This is a genomic window from Pseudoduganella lurida, assembly GCF_007830455.1.
Lineage (GTDB): Bacteria > Pseudomonadota > Gammaproteobacteria > Burkholderiales > Burkholderiaceae_D > Rugamonas > Rugamonas lurida.
Genome location: NZ_VLLB01000001.1, coordinates 1103119 through 1122691, shown reverse-complemented (window position 1 = coordinate 1122691; position 19573 = coordinate 1103119). Strand labels below are relative to the sequence as shown.

14 protein-coding genes are annotated in these 19573 nt (G+C 70.5%); 9 read left to right on the top strand and 5 right to left on the bottom strand.

The window, feature by feature from the left end; genetic code table 11:
- The first annotated feature begins 207 nt into the window (after positions 1 to 207).
- From IP91_RS04775 to tagF, 9 genes are all read left to right on the top strand, one after another.
- Positions 208 to 1329, top strand: a complete 1122-nt coding sequence (locus tag IP91_RS04775; RefSeq protein WP_145647587.1) for a mannitol dehydrogenase family protein — start codon at positions 208 to 210, stop codon at positions 1327 to 1329.
- A 314-nt stretch (positions 1330 to 1643) separates the two neighbouring features.
- The gene (locus IP91_RS04770; protein WP_145647586.1) at positions 1644 to 2186 is read left to right on the top strand and encodes a gamma carbonic anhydrase family protein; all 543 of its coding nucleotides are present in this window, start codon (positions 1644 to 1646) and stop codon (positions 2184 to 2186) included.
- Positions 2187 to 2203: 17 nt separating this feature from the next.
- Positions 2204 to 2872 (top strand): helix-turn-helix transcriptional regulator, encoded by a 669-nt coding sequence (locus IP91_RS04765; protein WP_145647585.1) that lies wholly within the window; start codon positions 2204 to 2206, stop codon positions 2870 to 2872.
- Positions 2869 to 3837: a threo-3-hydroxy-L-aspartate ammonia-lyase gene (locus tag IP91_RS04760; protein ID WP_145647584.1), complete on the top strand. Its 969-nt coding sequence runs from the start codon at positions 2869 to 2871 to the stop codon at positions 3835 to 3837. The genes IP91_RS04765 and IP91_RS04760 overlap by 4 nt, the downstream gene beginning before the upstream one ends.
- 267 nt (positions 3838 to 4104) lie before the next feature.
- Positions 4105 to 5604 (top strand): type VI secretion system-associated FHA domain protein TagH, encoded by a 1500-nt coding sequence (gene tagH / locus IP91_RS04755; RefSeq protein ID WP_145647583.1) that lies wholly within the window; start codon positions 4105 to 4107, stop codon positions 5602 to 5604.
- 21 nt (positions 5605 to 5625) lie between these two features.
- Complete coding sequence (tssK, locus tag IP91_RS04750; RefSeq protein WP_145647582.1) at positions 5626 to 6957, top strand: type VI secretion system baseplate subunit TssK; 1332 nt, start codon at positions 5626 to 5628, stop codon at positions 6955 to 6957.
- A gap of 2 nt (positions 6958 to 6959) precedes the next feature.
- A complete protein-coding gene (icmH, locus tag IP91_RS04745) occupies positions 6960 to 8264 on the top strand; it encodes a type IVB secretion system protein IcmH/DotU (RefSeq protein WP_145647581.1) in 1305 nt (434 codons plus the stop codon).
- A gap of 31 nt (positions 8265 to 8295) precedes the next feature.
- Positions 8296 to 11838 carry a type VI secretion system membrane subunit TssM gene (gene tssM / locus IP91_RS04740; RefSeq protein WP_145647580.1) on the top strand — a complete coding sequence of 1181 codons (3543 nt, stop codon included), beginning with the start codon at positions 8296 to 8298 and terminating at the stop codon, positions 11836 to 11838.
- 16 nt (positions 11839 to 11854) lie between these two features.
- On the top strand, positions 11855 to 12523 hold the full coding sequence (gene tagF / locus IP91_RS04735) for a type VI secretion system-associated protein TagF (protein ID WP_145647579.1): 669 nt from the start codon (positions 11855 to 11857) through the stop codon (positions 12521 to 12523).
- 48 nt (positions 12524 to 12571) lie between these two features.
- Here the strand turns inward: tagF and IP91_RS04730 are convergent, their stop codons facing one another.
- The 5 genes from IP91_RS04730 to IP91_RS04710 form a co-directional block, all read right to left on the bottom strand.
- On the bottom strand, positions 12572 to 13447 hold the full coding sequence (locus IP91_RS04730) for a PP2C family protein-serine/threonine phosphatase (RefSeq protein ID WP_199754484.1): 876 nt from the start codon (positions 13445 to 13447) through the stop codon (positions 12572 to 12574).
- A gap of 9 nt (positions 13448 to 13456) precedes the next feature.
- Complete coding sequence (locus IP91_RS26165; RefSeq protein ID WP_199754483.1) at positions 13457 to 15055, bottom strand: serine/threonine-protein kinase; 1599 nt, start codon at positions 15053 to 15055, stop codon at positions 13457 to 13459.
- Positions 15052 to 15939, bottom strand: a complete 888-nt coding sequence (locus tag IP91_RS04720) for a Tll0287-like domain-containing protein (protein WP_145647578.1) — start codon at positions 15937 to 15939, stop codon at positions 15052 to 15054. The genes IP91_RS26165 and IP91_RS04720 overlap by 4 nt, the downstream gene beginning before the upstream one ends.
- Positions 15940 to 15955: 16 nt before the next feature.
- A complete protein-coding gene (locus tag IP91_RS04715; RefSeq protein WP_145647577.1) occupies positions 15956 to 16666 on the bottom strand; it encodes a hypothetical protein in 711 nt (236 codons plus the stop codon).
- A 435-nt stretch (positions 16667 to 17101) separates the two neighbouring features.
- A complete protein-coding gene (locus tag IP91_RS04710) occupies positions 17102 to 19483 on the bottom strand; it encodes an EAL domain-containing protein (protein ID WP_145647576.1) in 2382 nt (793 codons plus the stop codon).
- Positions 19484 to 19573 lie beyond the last annotated feature (90 nt).

Sequence of the window (19573 nt, the reverse complement as noted above, 5' to 3'; positions counted from 1 at the left end):
TATATATTACGAACAATCGTCCCGCGAATACATCCCGAAAGTTCAACATGACTTCTGTCGTCCCCGAGTCGCCTGTCGTGCCGCGCCTGGCCGAACGTGCACCGCCGCTTCCCGCTCTGCTTCCGGCCGCGGGCGCAGTGGGACCCCACGTGGCGGCCCGTGCGCGGCCACCACACGCCGCCATCGCTGCCGGCACCCGGGCCTGACATGCCGACGCCGATCCTCCAGTTCGGCACCAGCCGCTTCCTGCAAGCCCATGTCGACCTGTTCGTCGACGAGGCGCTGGCGCGGGGCGAGGCCCTCGGCCGCATCACCGTCGTGCAGACGACGACCAGTGCGCAGTCCCGCCGGCGGCTGGCGGCGTTCAATGCGCCCGGTGGCTACCCGGTGCGTATCCGCGGCCGGCGCGATGGCGTCACGGTGGACGAGGAGCACCGCGTCAATGCCATCGCCGCCGCGCTGCATGCCGGCGAGGACTGGGCCGCCGTGTGCGACGCGGCCGCCATGGCGCAGGTGATCGTCTCCAACACGGGCGATCGGGGCTACGAACTGGACCGCGAGGATGGCCCGCACCTGCATGGCGCGGCGGTGGCGCCGCGCAGCTTTCCCGCCAAGCTGCTGGTGCTGCTGCGCGAGCGGTTCCGCCGCGGCGGCGCGCCCGTCACGCTGTACCCGTGCGAACTGGTGGCGAACAACGGCAGCGTGCTGCGCGACACCGTCCTCGGGCTGGCGCAGGCCTGGCAGCTCGACGATGCACTGGTGGCGTATCTGCGCACCGGCTGCATCTGGATCAATTCGCTGGTGGACCGCATCGTGTCGGCGCCGATCGAGCCGGCCGGCGCGATCGCCGAACCGTATGCGCTCTGGGTGATGGAACGGCAGCCACGCATGGTGCTGCCGTGCCGCCACCCGAGCATCGTCGTCACCGACCGGCTGGAGCCCTTCGAACGGCGCAAGCTGTTCCTGCTGAACCTGGGGCATACCTGGCTGGCCGAGTGCTGGCTGGCGGCCCAGCGCGCACCGGACGACACCGTGGCTGCCGCGCTGGCCGACCCCGCACGGCGTTCGGAACTCGAGGCGCTGTGGGAAGAGGAGGTGCTGCCCGTCTTCGCTGCGCCGGGTGAAGCCGACGCCGCGCGCGCTTATCTAGTGCAGGTGCGCGACCGCTTCGCCAATCCGTTCCTGGCGCACCGGCTGGCCGATATCGCCCAGAACCATGGCGAGAAAAAGCGGCGCCGGCTGCTGCCCGTCGTGGAACTCGCCGGCCGGCTGGGACTGGACCTGCGGCAGCCGCGCCTGCATGCGGCGCTGGCCTCCGGAGCGGTGTAGGGACCGGCGTAGGGACCGCGTAGGGATTGGCCCAGATGCCGCGCAGGTACGAGCGGCGCCTGGCCAGACAGGTAGAATGAACCCTTCCGGTCCTCCGCCGATGCGCATCCGTCAGCCACATGTCCAAGCTTCCCACCATATCGTCATGGTGGAAATGCTGCTGGCCGGCGAGGGCGTGCCGAGGCACCAAGGGCGTCATCATGTGGCCGGTCGCCTGGATTCTGATGCTTCCCTATCTTGTCCCCGATGCGCGAATTGGGCATAATGTCCAATATCAGACATATAATCCAGTTCAAGTGCGTGTTCCATCATCCATGCCAGTCTCCGCCTACCTCGATTCCATCCCGCAGCTCGCCGAACGCGTCTACCTGCACCCCTCCGCCCAGGTGATCGGCAGCGTGCAGCTGGGCGCCGATTCTTCCGTGTGGTGCAATGCCGTGCTGCGCGGCGACGTGAACGACATCGTTATCGGCCGTTGCACCAACATCCAGGACCTGACGATGGGCCATGTGGCGCACCGGACGCCCGGCAAGCCGCAGGGTGCGTCTCTCGTCATCGGCGACTACGTCACGATCGGCCACTCGGTGATCCTGCACGGCAGCCGCATCGGCAACGACTGCCTGATCGGCATGGGCACCATCCTGATGGACGACGTGGTGGTGCCGGACCGGGTGATGATCGGCGCCGGCAGCCTGGTCCCGCCCGGCAAGACGCTGGAGAGCGGCTACCTGTACATGGGCCGGCCCGTCAAGAAGGTGCGGCGCCTGACCGATGCGGAGATCGCCTACCTGCGCTACTCGGCCGAGCATTACGTGCGTATCAAGGACAACTACCTGAGCACGCCGGCCGGCGCGTGACGGGCAGGGAGCAGCCAGTGGCACGCGCGCGGCAAACCCGTACGGACGATGCGCAGTCCGGTGCGACGCTGCTGATCGACCAGGTGGCGCAGATCGCCGAGGGCATCGCCCGCACGTTCGCGCCGTTCTGCGAGGTCGTCGTGCACGACCTGCGCGACCCGCGGCATGCCATTTTCGCGATCCACAACAACCTGTCCGGCCGGGCCCCCGGCGATCCGGCCACGGAGCTGGGCCTGGCGCGCATCGCCGACAGCAGCTTTCCCGCAACGATCGCCAACTACGCCAACCGGTTCGCGGACGGCCGGCCGGCCAAGAGCACCTCCATCGGCATCCGCGATGAACAAGGGCGCTATGTGGCCGCGCTGTGCCTGAACGTGGACCTGACGCTGTTCCGCTCCATGCAGGGCGCGCTGGCGCAGTTCAACGCCACGGATGCCGAGCCGGTGCCGGAGTCGCTCGACCCGGCCAGCGCCGAGGCCATCCGCGGCCGCATCGACCGGTATGCCGCGGGCCTCGCTTCCGCGCCACAGCTGCTCAAGGCCGGCGAGCGCCGCGCCCTGATGCGGGAGCTGAAGGCGAGTGGCTTCCTGGAGGTGCGGCGCGCCATGGAGACGGCCGCATCCCACCTGGGCATCTCGCGCGCCACCGCCTACAACGACATCAAATCATCGAAAGGTTCGCCATGAACACCACTGCATCGACCACCTACGAAGACGTCGTCGCGGCGGCCGCGCGCATCGCCGGCGCCGCCAACCGCACGCCGGTGCTGACCTCGCGCACCGTGGACGAGGAATTCGGCGCCCGGGTCTTCTTCAAGTGCGAGAACCTGCAGCGCATGGGCGCCTTCAAATTCCGCGGTGCGTACAACGCACTGTCGAAGTTCACGCCGCAGCAGCGCAGCCGCGGCGTGGTGGCTTTTTCGTCCGGCAATCACGCGCAGGCCGTCGCGCTGGCCGCCAGGCTGCTGGGCATGCCGGCCACGATCGTGATGCCGCACGATGCACCGGCTGCCAAGGTCGCGGCCACCAGGGGCTATGGCGGCAATGTCGTCATCTACGACCGCTACACGGAAGACCGCGAGCAGATCGGCCGCGCGCTGGCCGACCAGCACGGCCTGACGCTGATTCCGCCCTACGACCATCCGGACGTGATCGCGGGGCAGGGCACGGCCGCGAAAGAGCTGTTCGAGGAAACCGGACCGCTGGATGCGTTCTTCGTCTGCCTTGGCGGCGGCGGCCTGCTGGCCGGCTCGGCGCTGTCGACGCGGGCGCTGGCACCGGGGTGCAAACTGTATGGCGTGGAGCCGGAAGCGGGCAACGATGGCCAGCAGTCGTTCCGCGCCGGCGCGATCGTCCATATCGACACGCCGAAGACGATCGCCGATGGCGCCCAGACGCAGCACCTGGGCCAGCACACGTTCCCGATCATCCGGCGCGACGTCGACGACATCCTGACCGTGACGGACGATGAGCTGGTGGCCTGCATGCGCTTCTTTGCCGAGCGCATGAAGATCGTCGTCGAGCCCACCGGCTGCCTGGGCTTCGCGGCCGCACGCCGCATGCGGGCCGAGCTGAAAGGCAAGCGGGTCGGCATCCTGGTCAGCGGCGGCAATATCGACCTGGCGCGGCTCGGCGGTTTCCTGGCCGGCTGAGCGGGCGGCGTCTAACAGGATGGCGATGATGCTGGACGGCGATGACGCAGGCCGGCGCTGGTACAGGCCGGCGCTGATGCAGGACGGAGCTGATACAGGAGGACGACTAGCGCTTTCGAAGCTGCAAATTAGTGACGGACTGTCGGTAAAGAAGTTGCAACAACTGCACGACTGCCACGTATAATCGGTAACCAGTCCAGGCCGCATTTGTCCGCGCGCTTCATCCGGCTGCGTGGCATCGCGGAGGCAACCGAACCTCATACGTCCATGCTGCTGACCTTCCGCATCCTCAGCTATTGCAACCTGCCGGTGCCGCCGGCACCGCCCGTGCGCATGACGGCCGCGGGCGGCAGCATCGGCCGTTCGCCCGACAGCGACCTGGTGCTGGACGATCCCGGCAAGTACATCTCGCGCCTGCATGCGCGCGTGCTGGCGCAGGGCGATACGTTCATGCTGGAGGATTTGGGCAGCAATGCCAGCGTGGTCAACGACCGTCCCCTTGGCAAGGGCAACACGGTCGCGCTGGCGCATGGCGACCGGCTGGCCATCGGCGACTACCGGATGCAGATCCTGATCGAGGCGGCACCGGCCGCCGCGCCGCTGGCTGCCGCTCCCGTCAACGACACGGCGCTGCCGCTGTTCGAACCGCCGCCGCCGGCGGCACCTGTACAGCTGCCGCCATTCCAATCCGCCTCAACCGGCAGCGCCGCACCTGCCGCGCTGCCGGCGGCACCGGGCGATCCATTTGCCGGTGGCAGCCTCCTCGACGTGTCGTCCGGCCAGGTGCCGTTCGCCAGCGACGATCCTCTCGGCCTGAACCTGTTCGGCAGCGCGCCCGCCTCACCGGCGCGGGCGGCCGAGAGCGATCACGTGTCGCCGGAACTGGCGGCATTGTCGCGTGCCACGCCGCTGCCGCCGTCTTCTGCGCCGTTGTCTCCCGCATCGGCTGCCGGCTTTTCGATCCCGGCCGGCTACGATCCGCTGGCCGATTTCTTCGCGCCGCCCGCGGCCGCCTTTCCGCCCATCGCACCTGCGGCCAGCGTGGCCGAGGACATCACGGCATTCATCGCGCAGCTGCCGCCGGCCGCACCCGCCGCGCCCGTCGCATCCGCCGCACTCGCATCACCCGCATCACTCACATCACCGGTCGCCGCCGCGAGCGACGCCGCCGTCCTGCAGGCGCTGCTGCGCGGTCTCGGCGTGCCGCACCTGCCGCTGCAGCGTCCCGCCACCGAAGTGGCCGAGATGGTCGGCCAGCTGCTGCGCGAAGCCACGGCCGGCACGATGGACGTGCTGATGGCGCGCGCCGTGACGAAGAAGGAGAGCCGCATCGACATGACCATGCTGTCGGTGCGCGCCAACAATCCCCTGAAATTCTTCCCGAATGCCGAAGGCGCGCTGACGCAGATGCTGACCGGTGCGATGGCCGGCTACATGGCCCCGGTCGATGCCATGGCGGGCGCGTTCGACGACCTGCGCGCGCACGAGCTGGCGGTCATCGCCGGCATGCGTGCGGCCCTGGGCGCGGTGCTGCACCGCTTCGATCCGGCACAGATCGAGGCGCGGCTGGCGGAACCCACCGTGATGGACCGGATGCTGGCCTCGGCCCGCAAGGCCCGCATGTGGGACCGGCTGGTGGCGCTGTATGGCGAGATCGCCCGCGAAGCGGACGACGACCTGCAGCGCCTGTTCGGCGAAGCCTTCTCGGCAGCGTATGAAGAGCAGGTGGCGCGCCTGCGCCAGCTGAAACAGGGAACAGCCCTCTAGCCGATTGACGAAAGACGCACTATGGCCTGGAAGAACAAGGTGGTCTGGTCGGAAGGCATGCTGCTGCAGCCGCAGCACCTGCAGCAGCACGACCGCTATTGGCAAAGCCAGCTGGAAAACCGCGTGGCCGCGCTGCGTCCCTACAGCTGGGGCTTCGTCGAACTGACGATCGACGAACACCAGCTGGCACTGGGCAAGCTGGCGCTGCAATCGTGCACCGCCGTGCTGCCGGACGGCACGCCGTTCACGCTGCCGGCCGACGACGAACTGCCGCTGCCGCTCGAGATCCCGGCCGATGCGCGCAACGTGATGGTGATGCTGGCGCTGCCGCTGCGCCGCCACGGCGTGGCCGAAGTGGCCGATGGCGAAGGGCCGGACAATTTCGCCCGCCATCGCACGGCGGACTACGAAGCATGGGACAGCAATGGCCTGGACAACAGCGCGCTGATGCAGGTCGGTAAACTCCGCCTGCGCCTGGCGCCGGCCGCCGAAGTCGTCAACGCGCACGCCACCCTGGGCGTCGCGCGCATCGCCGAACGGCGTGCAGACAGCCGCGTGGTACTCGATCCGGACTACAGCCCGCCGTGCCTGGACTTCCGGGCTGCCCCGCGCCTGGCCGCGTTTGCCGATGAACTGGCCGGCTTGCTGCACCAGCGCGGCAACCTGCTGGCCGCGAGGCTGTCGCAGCCGGGTGCCGCGGGCGCCGCCGAAATCGCCGACTTCCTGCTGCTGCAGCTGCTCAATCGCGTCGAGCCGCTGGTCCTCCACCTGGCCGGCGCCACCGGCGTGCATCCGGAAACGCTGTACGGGACGCTCGTGTCGCTGGCCGGGGAACTGGCCACCTTCACCGATCCGGGCAAGCGCACCGCAGCGTATCCAACGTACCGCCATGACGCGCTGGCCGACACGTTCGCGCCCGTGATCGCCGACCTGCGCCGCGCGCTGTCGACGGTGATGGATGCGCAGGCCGTGCCGATCCCGCTGGACGAGCGCCAGTTCGGCATCCGCGTGGCCGTGGTGCCGGACCGCGAGCTGCTGCGCTCGGCCACGTTCGTGCTGGCCGTGACCGCGCACCTGCCGCCGGAACTGCTGCGCTCCAGCTTCCCGGCGCAGGTGAAGATCGGTTCCGTCGAAAAGATCCGCGACCTGGTGAATCTGCAGCTGCCCGGCGTGGCGCTGCGCCCGCTGCCGGTGGCGCCGCGCCAGCTGCCGTTCCATGCCGGCTACACGTACTTTGAACTCGACAGCGGCAGCGAATACTTCCAGCACCTGCACCAGTCGGCCGGCTTCGCGCTGCACGTGGCCGGCGAATTCCCGGGCCTGCAGATGGCGTTCTGGGCGATCCGGAGGTAGCGATGAGCGACGAGCCGGCACAGGATCCCGATGCCACCATGCTGGGCCTGAACCCCGGCGGGCGCAGGCCGAACGTGACAGCGGCCACGCCGCCGGCAGCGACGGGTGCGCCCGTGCACGCACCGGTCGCGGGCAGTGGCCTGAACCGCCTGGTGCGGGCCGCCGATCCGCTGCTCGACCTGGTGGTGCCGCTGCGCTACACGGTGCAGCCGCCCGACCTGGGGCAGCTGCGGGAGCGCCTGGCGCTGGCGATCCGCACGTTCGAGACGGAGGCGCGCGATGCCGGCGTGCCGGCCGAATCGATCGCTGCCGCGCGCTATGCTTTGTGCACGCTGCTCGACGAAACGATTGCCGCTACCGCATGGGGCAGCGGTGTGTGGGGCACCCGCAGCCTGCTGGTGGCGTTCCACAACGAAGCGTTCGGCGGCGAAAAATTCTTCCTCGTGCTGCAGCGCCTGAGCCAGGAAGCGGCCCGCCATCTGGACCTGCTGGAGCTGATGTACCTGTGCCTGGCGCTGGGCCTGGAGGGCCGCTTCCGCGTCGCCGAGGGGGGCCACGCCCAGCTGACGACATTGCGTGAACGCCTGCTCGGCCTGATCCGGCAGCATCGCGGTCCGATCGAGACGGACCTGTCGCCGCACTGGCGCGGCGAGGAGTCACCGGCCATCCCGAACGATGCGACGTCGCTGCGCTGCACGCCGGTCTGGGTGCTGGCGGCCGGCGCCTGCCTCGTGCTGCTGGCGGTCCAGCTGGTGGCCGCGCACTTCCTGAACCGGGAATCCGATCCCGTGTTCGCCAGGCTGTCCGCGCTGCGCCAGCCGAACCTGCCCGCCGCCGTGGCAGCACCGGCACCGCGGCCCGCACCGGCGCGCATCGCCACCTTCCTGGCGCCGGAAGTCGCGGCCGGCAAGGTCACGGTGACGGAGTCGCCCGCGCGCACCACCATCACGCTGCGCGGCGAAGGGATGTTCGGCTCCGGCAGCGCCGAGGTGAACGGCGACGTGGCCGGCCTGCTGGCGCGGATCGGCGATGCGCTGGCGACCCTGCCGGGCAAGGTGCTCGTCATCGGCCACACGGACAATGCGCGGCCCGGCCTGTCGGCGCGCTTCCCGTCCAATTACGATCTGTCGAAGGCGCGCGCCGCGGCCGTGGTGGCGGCGCTGGCACCGCGGGCCGGTCCGCCGGCGCGCTACAGCGTGGAAGGCCGCGGCGATGCCGAGCCGCTGGTGCCGAACGACAGCCCGGCCGCGCGGGCACGCAACCGGCGCGTCGAGCTGGTGGTGCTGGCGCCGGCCGGCACGCCATGAAGCTTCCATCCACCGGTCATCGGGGCGGCCCATGCTGAAACGTCTGTTCTCCTGGCTGCGCAAGCGCGCCGTGCTGGCTTTTCTCGGCGTGATGCTGCTGGCCATCGTGTTCTGGTTCGAGGCGCCGCTGCTGGCCTTCGACGGCAAGGAGCCGTTCACCGGCAGCGATGTGCGCTGGTTCTTCATCGGCCTGATGTTTGCCGCCTGGGCCGGCTGGTTCGGCGGGCAGGCACTGAAGGCGCGGCTGGCCGAACGCCGGCTGATGGCCAGCCTGGCCGCCGAAAACGCGCCGCCGCCGGCCGCCGTTGCCGGCACGGCCGCGCTGCAGGAACAGGCCGCGCTGCGGGAGCGCATGGCGCAGGCGCTGGCGGTGCTGAAAAAATCCGCGGCCGGCAAGGGGCGATGGGGCGGCCAGTATCTGTACCAGCTGCCCTGGTACCTGTTCGTGGGCGCGCCCGGCAGCGGCAAGACCACGACCCTGCTGCATTCCGGCCTGCGCTTCCCGCTGGCCGAGGCGATGGGCCCGGGCGCCATCGGCGGCGTGGGCGGCACCCGCCAGTGCGACTGGTGGTTCACCGACGAAGCCGTGCTGCTCGATACGGCCGGCCGCTACACGACGCAGGACAGCGATGCGCAGGCCGACGGGGCCGGCTGGAGCGGCTTCCTGGCGCTGCTGAAGAAGCACCGCCCGCGCAGCCCGGTCAACGGCATCATCGTGGCGCTGTCGGTGCCGGACCTGCTGCAGCAGGGCCCCGCCGCGCGCCAGGCGCAGGCGGCCGCCATCCGCGCCCGCATCAAGGAGCTGCACGAGAAGCTGGGCAGCCGCTTTCCGGTCTACGTGACGGTGACGAAATGCGACCTGCTGGCCGGCTTCACGGAGTTCTTCGATACGCTGGGGCGCGAGGAGCGCGCGCAGGTGTGGGGCATGACGTTTCCGGTGGCCGGCGCCGAGGGAGCGGCGCTCGCCGAATTCCCGGCGCGTTTCCTGGCGCTCGAGCAGGGGCTGCAGGCCCGCGTGCTGGCGCGCATGCAGGAAGAACGGGACCTGCAGCGGCGCGCCCTGCTGTACCGCTTCCCGCAGCAGTTCGCCGGCCTGGGCGACGTGCTGGGCGGCTTCCTCGACGCCGTGTTTGCGCCCACGCGCTATGAGCCGGCCGCGCAGCTGCGCGGCGTGTACTTCACCAGCGGCACGCAGGAGGGGAGCCCGATCGACCGGGTGATGGGGGCGCTGGCCGCCACGTTCGGCCTGGACCGCAAGGTGCTGCCGCCCAACGCCACCAGTGGCCGCAGCTACTTCATCACCGATCTGCTGCGCAAGCTGATGTTCCGGGAAGCGGGCCTGGCCGGCATCGACGGCGCCTTCGAAAAGCGGCGCCGCCGCCTGCGCTGGCTGGGCGCCGGCCTGGCCGCTGCCCTGTTCGTGCTGCTGGTGGCGGGGCTGGCCACCAGCTACGTGCGCAACGGCCGCACAGTGAAGGAGGTGGAGCAGCGCACCGGGGCGCTGGAGAAGCTCGTGCAGGCCGCACCCGTCACCGGCTCCGTGCTGGGCGTGCTGCCGATGCTGGACGTGGCGCGCGCACTGCCCGGCGGTGGCGATGGCCGCGAGGCCGGCATGCCGCTGCTGGAGCGCTTCGGCCTGAACCAGCGCGACAAGCTGGGCGCCGGCGCCACGCTGGCCTACCAGCGCCTGCTGCGTTCGGCCCTGCTGCCGCGCGTGATGGCCCGCCTGGAACAAGTGCTGCGCCGTGGCGATGCGAACAGCCAGGAGCAGCTCTACGAGACCCTGCGCATCTACCTGATGCTGGGCCAGCCGGCGCATCTCGATCCCGAGTCCGTGCAGGCCTGGCTGGCCTTCGACTGGCAACGCAGCCTGCCGGAGGCAAGTGCCGAACAGCGCGACCGGCTGGCCGCCCATGTCGCCGCGCTGCTCGATGCCGGCGGCGGCGCCGCCGAGCCGCCGCCACTGGATGCGGCACTGGTGGCGCAGGTGCGCTCGACGCTGGCGCTGATGCCGTTGCCGGAACGTGTCTACCACCGGCTGAAACGCACCGTCGCGCAGGCCCGGCTGCCGGAGTTTTCCGTCAACCGCGCGGTCGGCCGCGATGTGTCCGCGATCCTGGCACGCCGGAGCGGCGAGCCGCTCACGCGCGGCATCCCGGGTGTGTTCAGCGTGGCCGGCTACCGCGCACTGCTGAAGGGGGCACCGGATGCGCTGGTCGACATCGCCCGCGACAGCTGGGTGCTGGACCGCCGCGAGGCCGAAGGCGCCGGTGCGCCCGGCGCCGAAGCGATGCATGCCGCCGTGCTGCAGCTGTATTACGCCGATTACATCCGCGCCTGGGATGCCATGCTGGCCGATGTGCGCATGGCGCCGTTCTCCAGTCTCGACCAGGGTGCCCGCATCACCAACGCGCTGGCCGGCGCCGACTCGCCGCTGAAAAGCTTCCTGGTGGCGGCGGCGAAGGAAACCACGCTGGCCGGCACGGGCGGGACGACGGCCGTGGCACTCGATGCGGTGGTGCGCCGGAAGATCTCGACCGCGCGCGCCAAGCTCGAAGCGGCCCTCGGTGCCGATGCACCGCCACCGCCCGTGGCCGATACCGGCACGCCCGTCGACGAGCATTTCGCGCCCCTGCACAAGCTGGTGGGCACGCCTGCCGCACCGGGCCCGCTGGACGCCCAGCTGGCGCTGCTGAAGGACGCCTCGCAGTATTTCGACGCGGCCGACAAGGCGCGCCGCGCCGGCACCCCTGCGCCGGCCGGCGATGCGCTGCAACTGGTCAAGCGCGCCGCGGAAGGCTCGCCGGCACCGCTGGGCGGGATCCTGCAGAACGTCGACAGCGCCGGCGCCGGGCTCACGCTGGGCAGCGAGCGGGCGCGCCTCCAGGCGCTGTGGGCGGCGGAGGCGGCGCCGTTCTGCCGCGACGCGATCGCCGGGCGCTATCCGCTGGTGCGCGGCGCAGCGCGGGACGCCACGCCGGACGACTTCGGCCGGTTCTTCGGCCCCGGCGGCACGATGGACGATTTCTTCGGCAAGCACCTGGCCGCGCAGGTCGACATGTCCGGCCCGCAGTGGCAGTGGCGCAGTACCGGCAGCGCCCCCGTCGGCATCGGGCAGGAGGTGCTGAACCAGTTCCAGCGCGCCGCGCGCCTGCGCGAGATGTTCTTCGGCGCGGGCGGCCGGCAGCCGTCGCTGCGCTTCGAGCTGGCCCCACAGGGCGGCGACGCGGCGCTGGCGAAGGTCACGCTCGACATCGACGGCCAGCCGGTGGTCTACACGCCCGGCGCCCCGGCGCGGCCGGTGCCGGTCACGCTGCCGTCGGGGAAGGGCGGCGGCGTGGTGCACCTGGACGCCGTGCCGGCCCTGCACGCGGCGCTGCGCACGGAGGGCCCGTGGGCCTGGTTCCGCATGCTCGACAGGGCGGTGGTGCAGCCGGGGGCGCAGGGCGAACGGTACACCGTCACGTTCGACCTCGATGGCCGCAGGATGGGCTACCTGCTCACCGCCAGCAGCGTGATCAACCCGTTCCGGCGCGATGCGCTCGAACAGTTCCGCTGTCCGTCCGCCTGGTAGGCGCGCGGGGGACACGGTGACTGCGCCGGGCTTCCACGGCAAGCTGCGCCACCACGGCGACTTCGTGACGCGGCGCCTGCCGCCGGCGATGCTGCAGCCGTTCGACGCCTGGCTGCAGGCGGCGCTGGTGCGCAGCAGGGCGGCGCTTGGCGAGGCATGGCTGCCGGCTTACCTGAACGGGCCGCTGTGGCGCTTCGTGCTGGCGCCAGGCGTGTGCGGGCCGCAGGCCTGGGCCGGCGTGATGATGCCGAGCGCCGACCGCGTGGGCCGCGCGTTTCCATTGACGATTGCCGCAGGCCTGGACGGCGCACCGTCGCTGCACGACTGCCTAGTTGCCCACGCCGGCTGGTTCGGGCAGGTGGAGGACCTGGCGCTGTCGACGCTGGAGGACGCATTTTCGCTGGCCGCGTTCGATGCGCAGATGGGCGTGCTCGCCGGCGCGCCCCGGCCCGGCGGCATGACGGCCGCGCCGGCAGCAGGGCTGCAGGTCGGCGCGCTGGCCGATGGCGTTCTGACCGCCATCGCACACGAAGGCATCGCCGGCTGCAGTGCATGGTGGACCGAGGGTGCAGAGCGCGTCGCACCCTGCCTGGCGCGCTGTCCCGGACTGCCGCCGCCGGCCGCGTTCGCCGCACTGCTCGATGGATGCTGGCAGGCGCACGGGTGGAGCGTGGCGGGCAGCTGATGCAGCCGCCGCCGGAGCATTGCAGCCCGTCCGGTCAGCCGGCCCGGCTCAGTCGGAGCCGCAAAGGGCCAGCACCACGGTGATGTTGTCCCGGCCGCCATACGCCTTCGCCTTCTCGATCAGCTGCGCCGCCCGGATCTCGAGCGTGCCTTCCGTCGCCCCGGCCAGCAGGTGTTCCATCTCGCCATGCGGCACGCTGCCATGCAGCCCGTCGCTGCACAGCATCAGCACGTCGCCCGGCAGCACCGGGTGCGACCGTACTTCCGGCGTGACGGCGGCCGACGGGCCGACGGCCTGCAGCAGCAGGTTGCGGGCCGGCAGATGATCGAGGATGCCGGCTTCCACTGCCTGCTGGTACACGGTCTGGTCGCGCGTGAGCTGCTCCAGCACGCCGCCGCGCAGCCGGTACAGGCGGCTGTCGCCGACATGAAAGGCAACCAGGGAATGGGCCCCCGTCGGCCGCCAGAAGCCCGTCAGCGTGGTGCCCATGCCGCCGCCGTCGGCACGGCCGCTGGCGCGGTTCTGCGCATACAGGCTGGCGTTGGCATGGCCGACCGCCGCATGCAGCGTGCGCACCGTGCCGGCGGCGGGATCGGACCAGGTGGCGTCCGGGTCGGCGAACACGCTGCCCCCGGTGCCCCCGGCCGCGAACGGCGGCGCGTGCCCGGCAAGGTAATCGCGCAGCGCCATCAGCACGCCGGCGCTGGCCACTTCGCCCGCCGCGTGGCCGCCCATGCCGTCGGCCACCATCGCCAGGCCCAGCGCCTCGTCGAGCAGGAAGTTGTCCTCGTTGCCTTCGCGGACCAGGCCGACGTCGGTGGCGCCGAACGCCAGCATCATCGGCAGCCGGTGCAGCCGCATCGGCGCGAGGGGAATCGGCAGGGTCATCGGCGTGCTGTCATTGTTCTGGTGCGTTGTTCTCATGGCCCGGTTTCATGCATAGGCTTGCTGCAGGAAGCGCGTCCTTTCCCCGGGGTCGTCGATATGGCTGGCCAGCAGTGCCAGGAAAGCGGCCTTGTCGTCCGTCTGCTGCAGGGCCCGTTTCGCGACGATGCGGCCGATCGGGCCGATCAGCGCGACGAGCTGCACGGCCATGGCGTCAGCCCAGGCGGCATCGAACGTCGCCGGCATGCGGTTCGCCGGCGGGCTCGCGGCCATGCTGCCACTGGCGCTACTTCTGTTACTGCTGCTACTTCTGCTACCGGCCGATCCGGACAGGGTTGGCGCAGCCGGCAGGCCCGCACCGGTGCCGCTGGCCAGCAGCCGGTGCTTCAACTCTACCAGCCCATGCTGGAATTGTACGCGCCCCACGTCGGACGGGATGTGGGGCAGCAGCAGCTCGCCCAGCTGGTCGAGGCCATCGGCCTGCCCGGCGACTCTCCTGATCAGGAACCTGGCCACCGGCCCGATCTGCCGCGCCAGCAGCGCTTCCACGGCAGGAAAGGCTTCCACCTTCCACGGCGTCATGGTCGCGGAGCCGCTACTGCTTCCGCTAGTGCTTCCGCTACTACTTCCGCTACTGCTTCCGCTACTGCTTCCGCTACTGCTTCCGCTGCTGCGACCGCTTCTGCCGCCGCGGCTGCTTCCGCCGCCGTTGCTACCACTGTGGTCCGCGTCCGCCGGCGCCGCTGCGCGTACCGGCGCCGGCGGTGGCAGGCCGGCGGCCAGCACGGTGCGGTCGGCATCGGCCGGGGTGGCCGTCCCCGCCGTGGCCGCATGATCCTGCACTGCGGCGAGCAGCGCCTGGTGGAACGCCCGTGCCGACGGATGGCGATCGGCCGGCGCCTTGGCCAGCGCCGTGGCCACCACGTGGTCGAAGCGCGTGCCGAGCGCGGGCAGCACCTGCGACGGCGGCGCCGGCTGCGCGTTGAGGATGGCCTGCATCACGGTTGCTGCCGAACCGGCAAAGGGGCGCGTGCCGGTCAGCAGCTGGTACAGCACGATCCCGGCCGAGAACACGTCGGCCCGGCCATCGACCGGGTCGCCCTGGAACTGCTCGGGCGACATGTAGCTGGGCGTGCCGACCATGGCGCCGGCCTGCGTGAGCGTCGACGATTCGATGCGGGCGATGCCGAAGTCGCCGATCTTGAGCTGCGCGCCGGGCGTGACGAGCAGGTTGGCCGGCTTGATGTCGCGGTGCACCACGCCGCGCGAGTGGGCATAGTCCAGCCCCTGCAGCAGGTCGCCCATCCAGGCCAGCACGCGCGGCAGGGCGGTGGGCCGGCCCGGCGTCATCAACGCGTCCAGTGGCGTGCCCTCGACGAATTCCATGGCGATGTAGGCCGACTCCGCATCCTCGCCGTAGTCGAACACCATCACGATGTTCGGGTGCTGCAGCCGGCCGGCCGCCTGGGCTTCGTTCTTGAAACGGTCGATCAGGTCGGCCTGCTGGCCCTCCCCGAACAGCTCCTTGCGGATCGTCTTGAGGGCGACAGCGCGCTCGATCCACGGGTCGAAGGCCTTGTACACCACGCCCATGGCGCCCTTGCCCAGGATGCCGTCGATCCGGTATTTGCCGAGCTGCGCGGTCATGGCGCCGGTTCTTCCAGCATCTTCATCGCCGAGGCCAGGCTGGCGCGCATGCGGGCGAACGCCCGGGCCAGCGCGGACAGTTCGTCGCTCCCTTTCACCTCGAAGGCCTCGGCATTGAACTCGCCCAGGCTGACCTGGTCGGCCAGGCGGGACATGCGGGTGATGCGGCGCGTGACGAAGAAGTGCACCATGATGTTCAGCGCGATGAACAGCACCACGAAGATGACCAGCATCGACAGCATGTACGTCCCGAGCATGGCGCTGGCCCGCCGCAGCGGCACCGCCATCGGTACCGATACCACCTGGGCGCCGATGATCTCCATGTGCTTCCAGCCGAAGCCGTTGTTGCGCCCGTAGAGGTCGAGCATGGTGCGGGGCGCCGCATCGGGCACGCTGTGGCAGCGCAGGCAGGCGGCATCCTTGATCTGCAGGGGCCGTGCCACGTACAGGGCCGGGCCGATCGCCGTATCGCGCTGGCCCACCAGTTCCGTCAGCGCGGGCCTGGCGCGCAGCGTGTTCACCAGGTCGGCCTCCCAGTCGGCGGCCCGGTCGCGCAGGTTGGTGGGATTGAGGGTGGCTTCCTTGTAGCTGAAATCCGGATACTGCCGGAGCAGCTGGGCCAGCTGTTCGGTGGCGGCAAACGAGGGAATCGACTGGGGCAGGAATTCGTACTTCAGGCGCGTTGCCAGCAGCGGCACGATCTGCGCCGAAGTGTAGCTGCGCGCGGCCAGCGCCGACTGCATCAGCACGCGCGCGCTTTGCAGCGTCTCCTCGCGGGCGTTTTCCTTCAGCAGGTAATCGGTCACGCCCACCGCGGCGCCGAAGCCGATGCCGAACACGGTCAGGAAGACGATATTGAATTTGGCGGCGATCGACAGTTTCATGGCGGCCTCGCGACGGTTATCGGGGAAGTGGAGAAGGCTTCGCTGCACGGTCCCTGGGCGGGTGGAAGCGCGCGCGCATCTGCTGGCGCAGGGCGGGGTGGTCGGCGAGCAGTGGCGCCAGTTCGGCCAGCGTCGCCGCGCGCTCGCGCCGGGGCGGCGCGGCCGGCCCCTTGACGGGGACGGCAACGAGCGGATCGAGAAAGGTGCGCGGCATGCCGGCCAGGAACGCGGCAGGCGGTCGTGCAATCACCTGCAACGGCCGGGCGCCGGTGCGGACGCCGAACTGCTCGCGTGGAATGGTGGTGCGGCGCGACAGCTTGTTGGCAGGCAGCGGCAGCACCGCGATCGCGGCCGATTCGGCAAACAGCTCGGCGGTGCCCGGCGTGGCGTGCAGCGTGGCGGCGCTGCCGGCGCCGTCGAACTGCAGGCCGCCGGTGGCCAGCGGCAGGGCGCGCGCGGCGCCGCCGTCGACTTTCAGCCAGCCAGCGAGGAGCACCAGTTCGCCGTCCCGTACGAACAGCGCGGATGCGGGGCCGACGGCGACGGTGGCGCCGCCCGCGTCGAGCAGCACGGTACTGGCGTCCGACATCAGCAGGTCGTTCGGCAGCAGGACGGCGCCGCGGCCGGCGCTATACATCGCCGTGCCGCGCGACAGCTTGACGGCCTGCTCGGCATACGTGACCGTCACCGGCATGGCGGCCAGCGCGAAGCGGCAAACCAGGGTCATGACGCAGAAGGCGATCACCCGAAGCGACGGTTCCCGTAGATGGCTGCCCACGCGTGTTCTCCAGATGAGGTGCCGTAGATGTTCGCCTTCCGGTCATCGTCCCTGCGATACCGGCGGTCGAATTATTCTACTGCAATGCCTCCGGGACGAGAGCGGCGAGCGGCCGCAGGCGTGTGATAAGTGCCTGGTGTTGCGCCGTAGCCGCGGCCCTCTCCATCGACAGGGCAGCCCGGCCGCGCGTGCCGGCAGGACCATCGGGGCGTCGCTGGTTCTTCGATGCGTGCGGCCTGGTGAAGACAGGGCGCGCTTCGCCAACGAACTGCCACCGCCTTGCCGGCGGAGGATGGATCGCACGTCCAGCGTTGTCCGGCGCCTGCCATCACGCTAGCTGCATGATGCCGGGTCGCCTCGGAAGAGGTGGCGTTCGCCGTGCCGTTACGCGGCAGCGAGCTCCATGACCGCCGCAGCGCCGGCCAGGTAGCCTTCCAGATCCCCCAGCGGCAGCGGCCGGGCGAACAGGTAGCCCTGGCCCTCGTCGCAGGCGCCGCGCTGTAGCGAGCGCATCACGGCTGGCGTTTCGATCCCTTCCGCCACCACCGACAGGCCCAGCGCATGCGCCATGGCGATCAGTGCGCCCACGAACTGCAGGTCCGCGCCGTCCTGGCCGATGAAGGAGCGGTCCAGTTTCAGCACGTCGACCGGGAAGCGCTTCAGGTAGGACAGGCTGGAATAGCCGGTGCCGAAATCGTCCAGCGCCAGGCGCACGCCGGCCGCCTTCAGCCGGTGCAGGATCTGCTCGGACTGCGCCATGTCCTCGATCAGCGCGCTTTCCGTGATCTCCAGTTCCAGCAGGCGCGGCGACAGGCCGGAGCCGGCCAGCGCGGCCAGCACTTCGTCCACCAGCGCGGAGGAGCGCAGCTGGCGCGCGGACACGTTGACCGACACCGTCAGCGCCAGGCCATGGCGGGCATTGAGCTGGCTGGCCGTCCGGCAGGCTTCGTGCAGCACCCAGCGGCCGATCGCCTCGATGTGGCCGCGCTCCTCGGCCAGCGGAATGAATTCGAGCGGCGAGATGCGCCCCAGCTCCGGGTGGTTCCAGCGCAGCAGCGCCTCGATGCCGCGCACGCGCAGGGTGCCCAGGTCCACGCGGGGCTGGAACACCAGTTCGAACTGGCGCTGTTCCAGCGCGCGGTGCAGGCCGGCCTCCAGCTGCAGGCGGCGCTTGGCGCCCGTGCACATCTCCGGTTCGAAGAACTGGTAGCCGGCGCCGCCCAGGGCCTTCGCCTTGTACATGGCCGTATCGGCCTTCTGGAACAGCAGCTGGGACGCCACGCCGGCATCCGACAGGCTGATGCCGATCGACGCGCCCACGCGCATCTCCAGGCCGTCCGCCACGAACGGCGCGTCGAGTGCCTGCAGCAGGCGCTGGGCGATCGCCGATGCCGCCTCGCGGCCCGTGCAGCTGGCAGCCACGACGAATTCGTCGCCACCTTGCCGCGCCACCACGTCGCCGGGGCGCATGCAGGACTGCAGGCGCGCCGCCACCTGGCGCAGCAGCACGTCGCCGGCCGCGTGGCCCAGCGAATCGTTGACTTCCTTGAAGCGGTTCAGGTCGATGAAGAACACGGTGGTGTGGCTGGCGCCGGCCGGCTGCGCCAGCATCGTGTCCACGCGCCGGTTGATCCAGGCGCGGTTGGGCAGCCCGGTCAGGCTGTCGTGGGTGGCCAGCTGCTCCAGCTGCGCCTCGGCCAGCTTGCGTTCCGTGATGTCGTGGAAGAAGACCGACAGGCCGTCCTTGTAGGCGTAGATCCGTTCGGCGACCCAGATGCCCAGCGGAGCGTAGAAGCTCTCGAAGCTGATGCTCTCGCGCCGCGCCATCGCCTCGCGCAGGTGGGCGCCGACTTCCGACTCGGCCAGGCCGGGCGTGATGTCCCACACCACTTCGCCGATGGCTTCCTCGCGGCTGATGCCCACGAATGCGGCGGCCTGCGTATTGGCGTAGGTGATCTCCCAGTTCGCGTTCACGGAGAAGAAGCCGTCGTCGATGCTCTCGACCAGCGCGACCTTTTCCTCCGCCATGTCGTGCAGCTGCTGGCGCATGGCCAGTTCCAGCGACACGTCGCGCGAGACCAGCACCGCGCCCAGGTTGGCGCCGGTAACGGGATCGGTGACGGCGCTGGCCTTCGTGCCGAGCGTGATGTAGGCGCCGTGCGCATCGCGCTTGCGCACTTCCATCACGCGGTTCAGGTTGATGCCGTTCATGACCATCATCAGGCCCTGGCGCGCGTTGTCGCGATCGTCCGGATGCAGGAACTCCACGACGCTGCGGCCGACCAGCTCCTCGGCCTTCCAGCCCAGCAGGCGGGTGTAGGAGGGCGACACGTGCACGTAGCGGCCGTCCGGCCCGCAGTGCGCGATCAGGTCGCTGGTGTTCTCGACGATCAGGCGCTGCCCCGCGGCGCTGCCGGTGGCGGCATCGAGCGTTTCGTGCTGCTCGGTCACGTCCACCAGCGCGCCCGTGTAGCCGTGCGGCGCCGGCAGGCCGGTGAGCAGCACATGGCGCGTGCGGCCATCGAGGCAGGCGATGCGCAGGCCATGCCGGAACGGCCGGCGCTCGCGCATGGCCCGGGCCACCTGGCAGGCAACCGCGGCGCCGTCCTGCGGGTGGGCGGCAACGAGCCATTCGTCCAGTGTCACGCCCGTCAAGGGCTGCAGTAGGCCGGGCGCGTGTTCGGCGGGCAGGGCGCAGATGCCGGCCTTGTCGGACGACCAGGTGACGTTGATGAAAGCGGGATTCGATGTGATGGTGATGTGCATTGCCGTACTCGCGTGGGTCGTCGTGGGATACCGGCTGGGTAGCAGCGGTATCGGAAGCGCGATGGGGCGCTGCGAATCGGACGGGGCGAG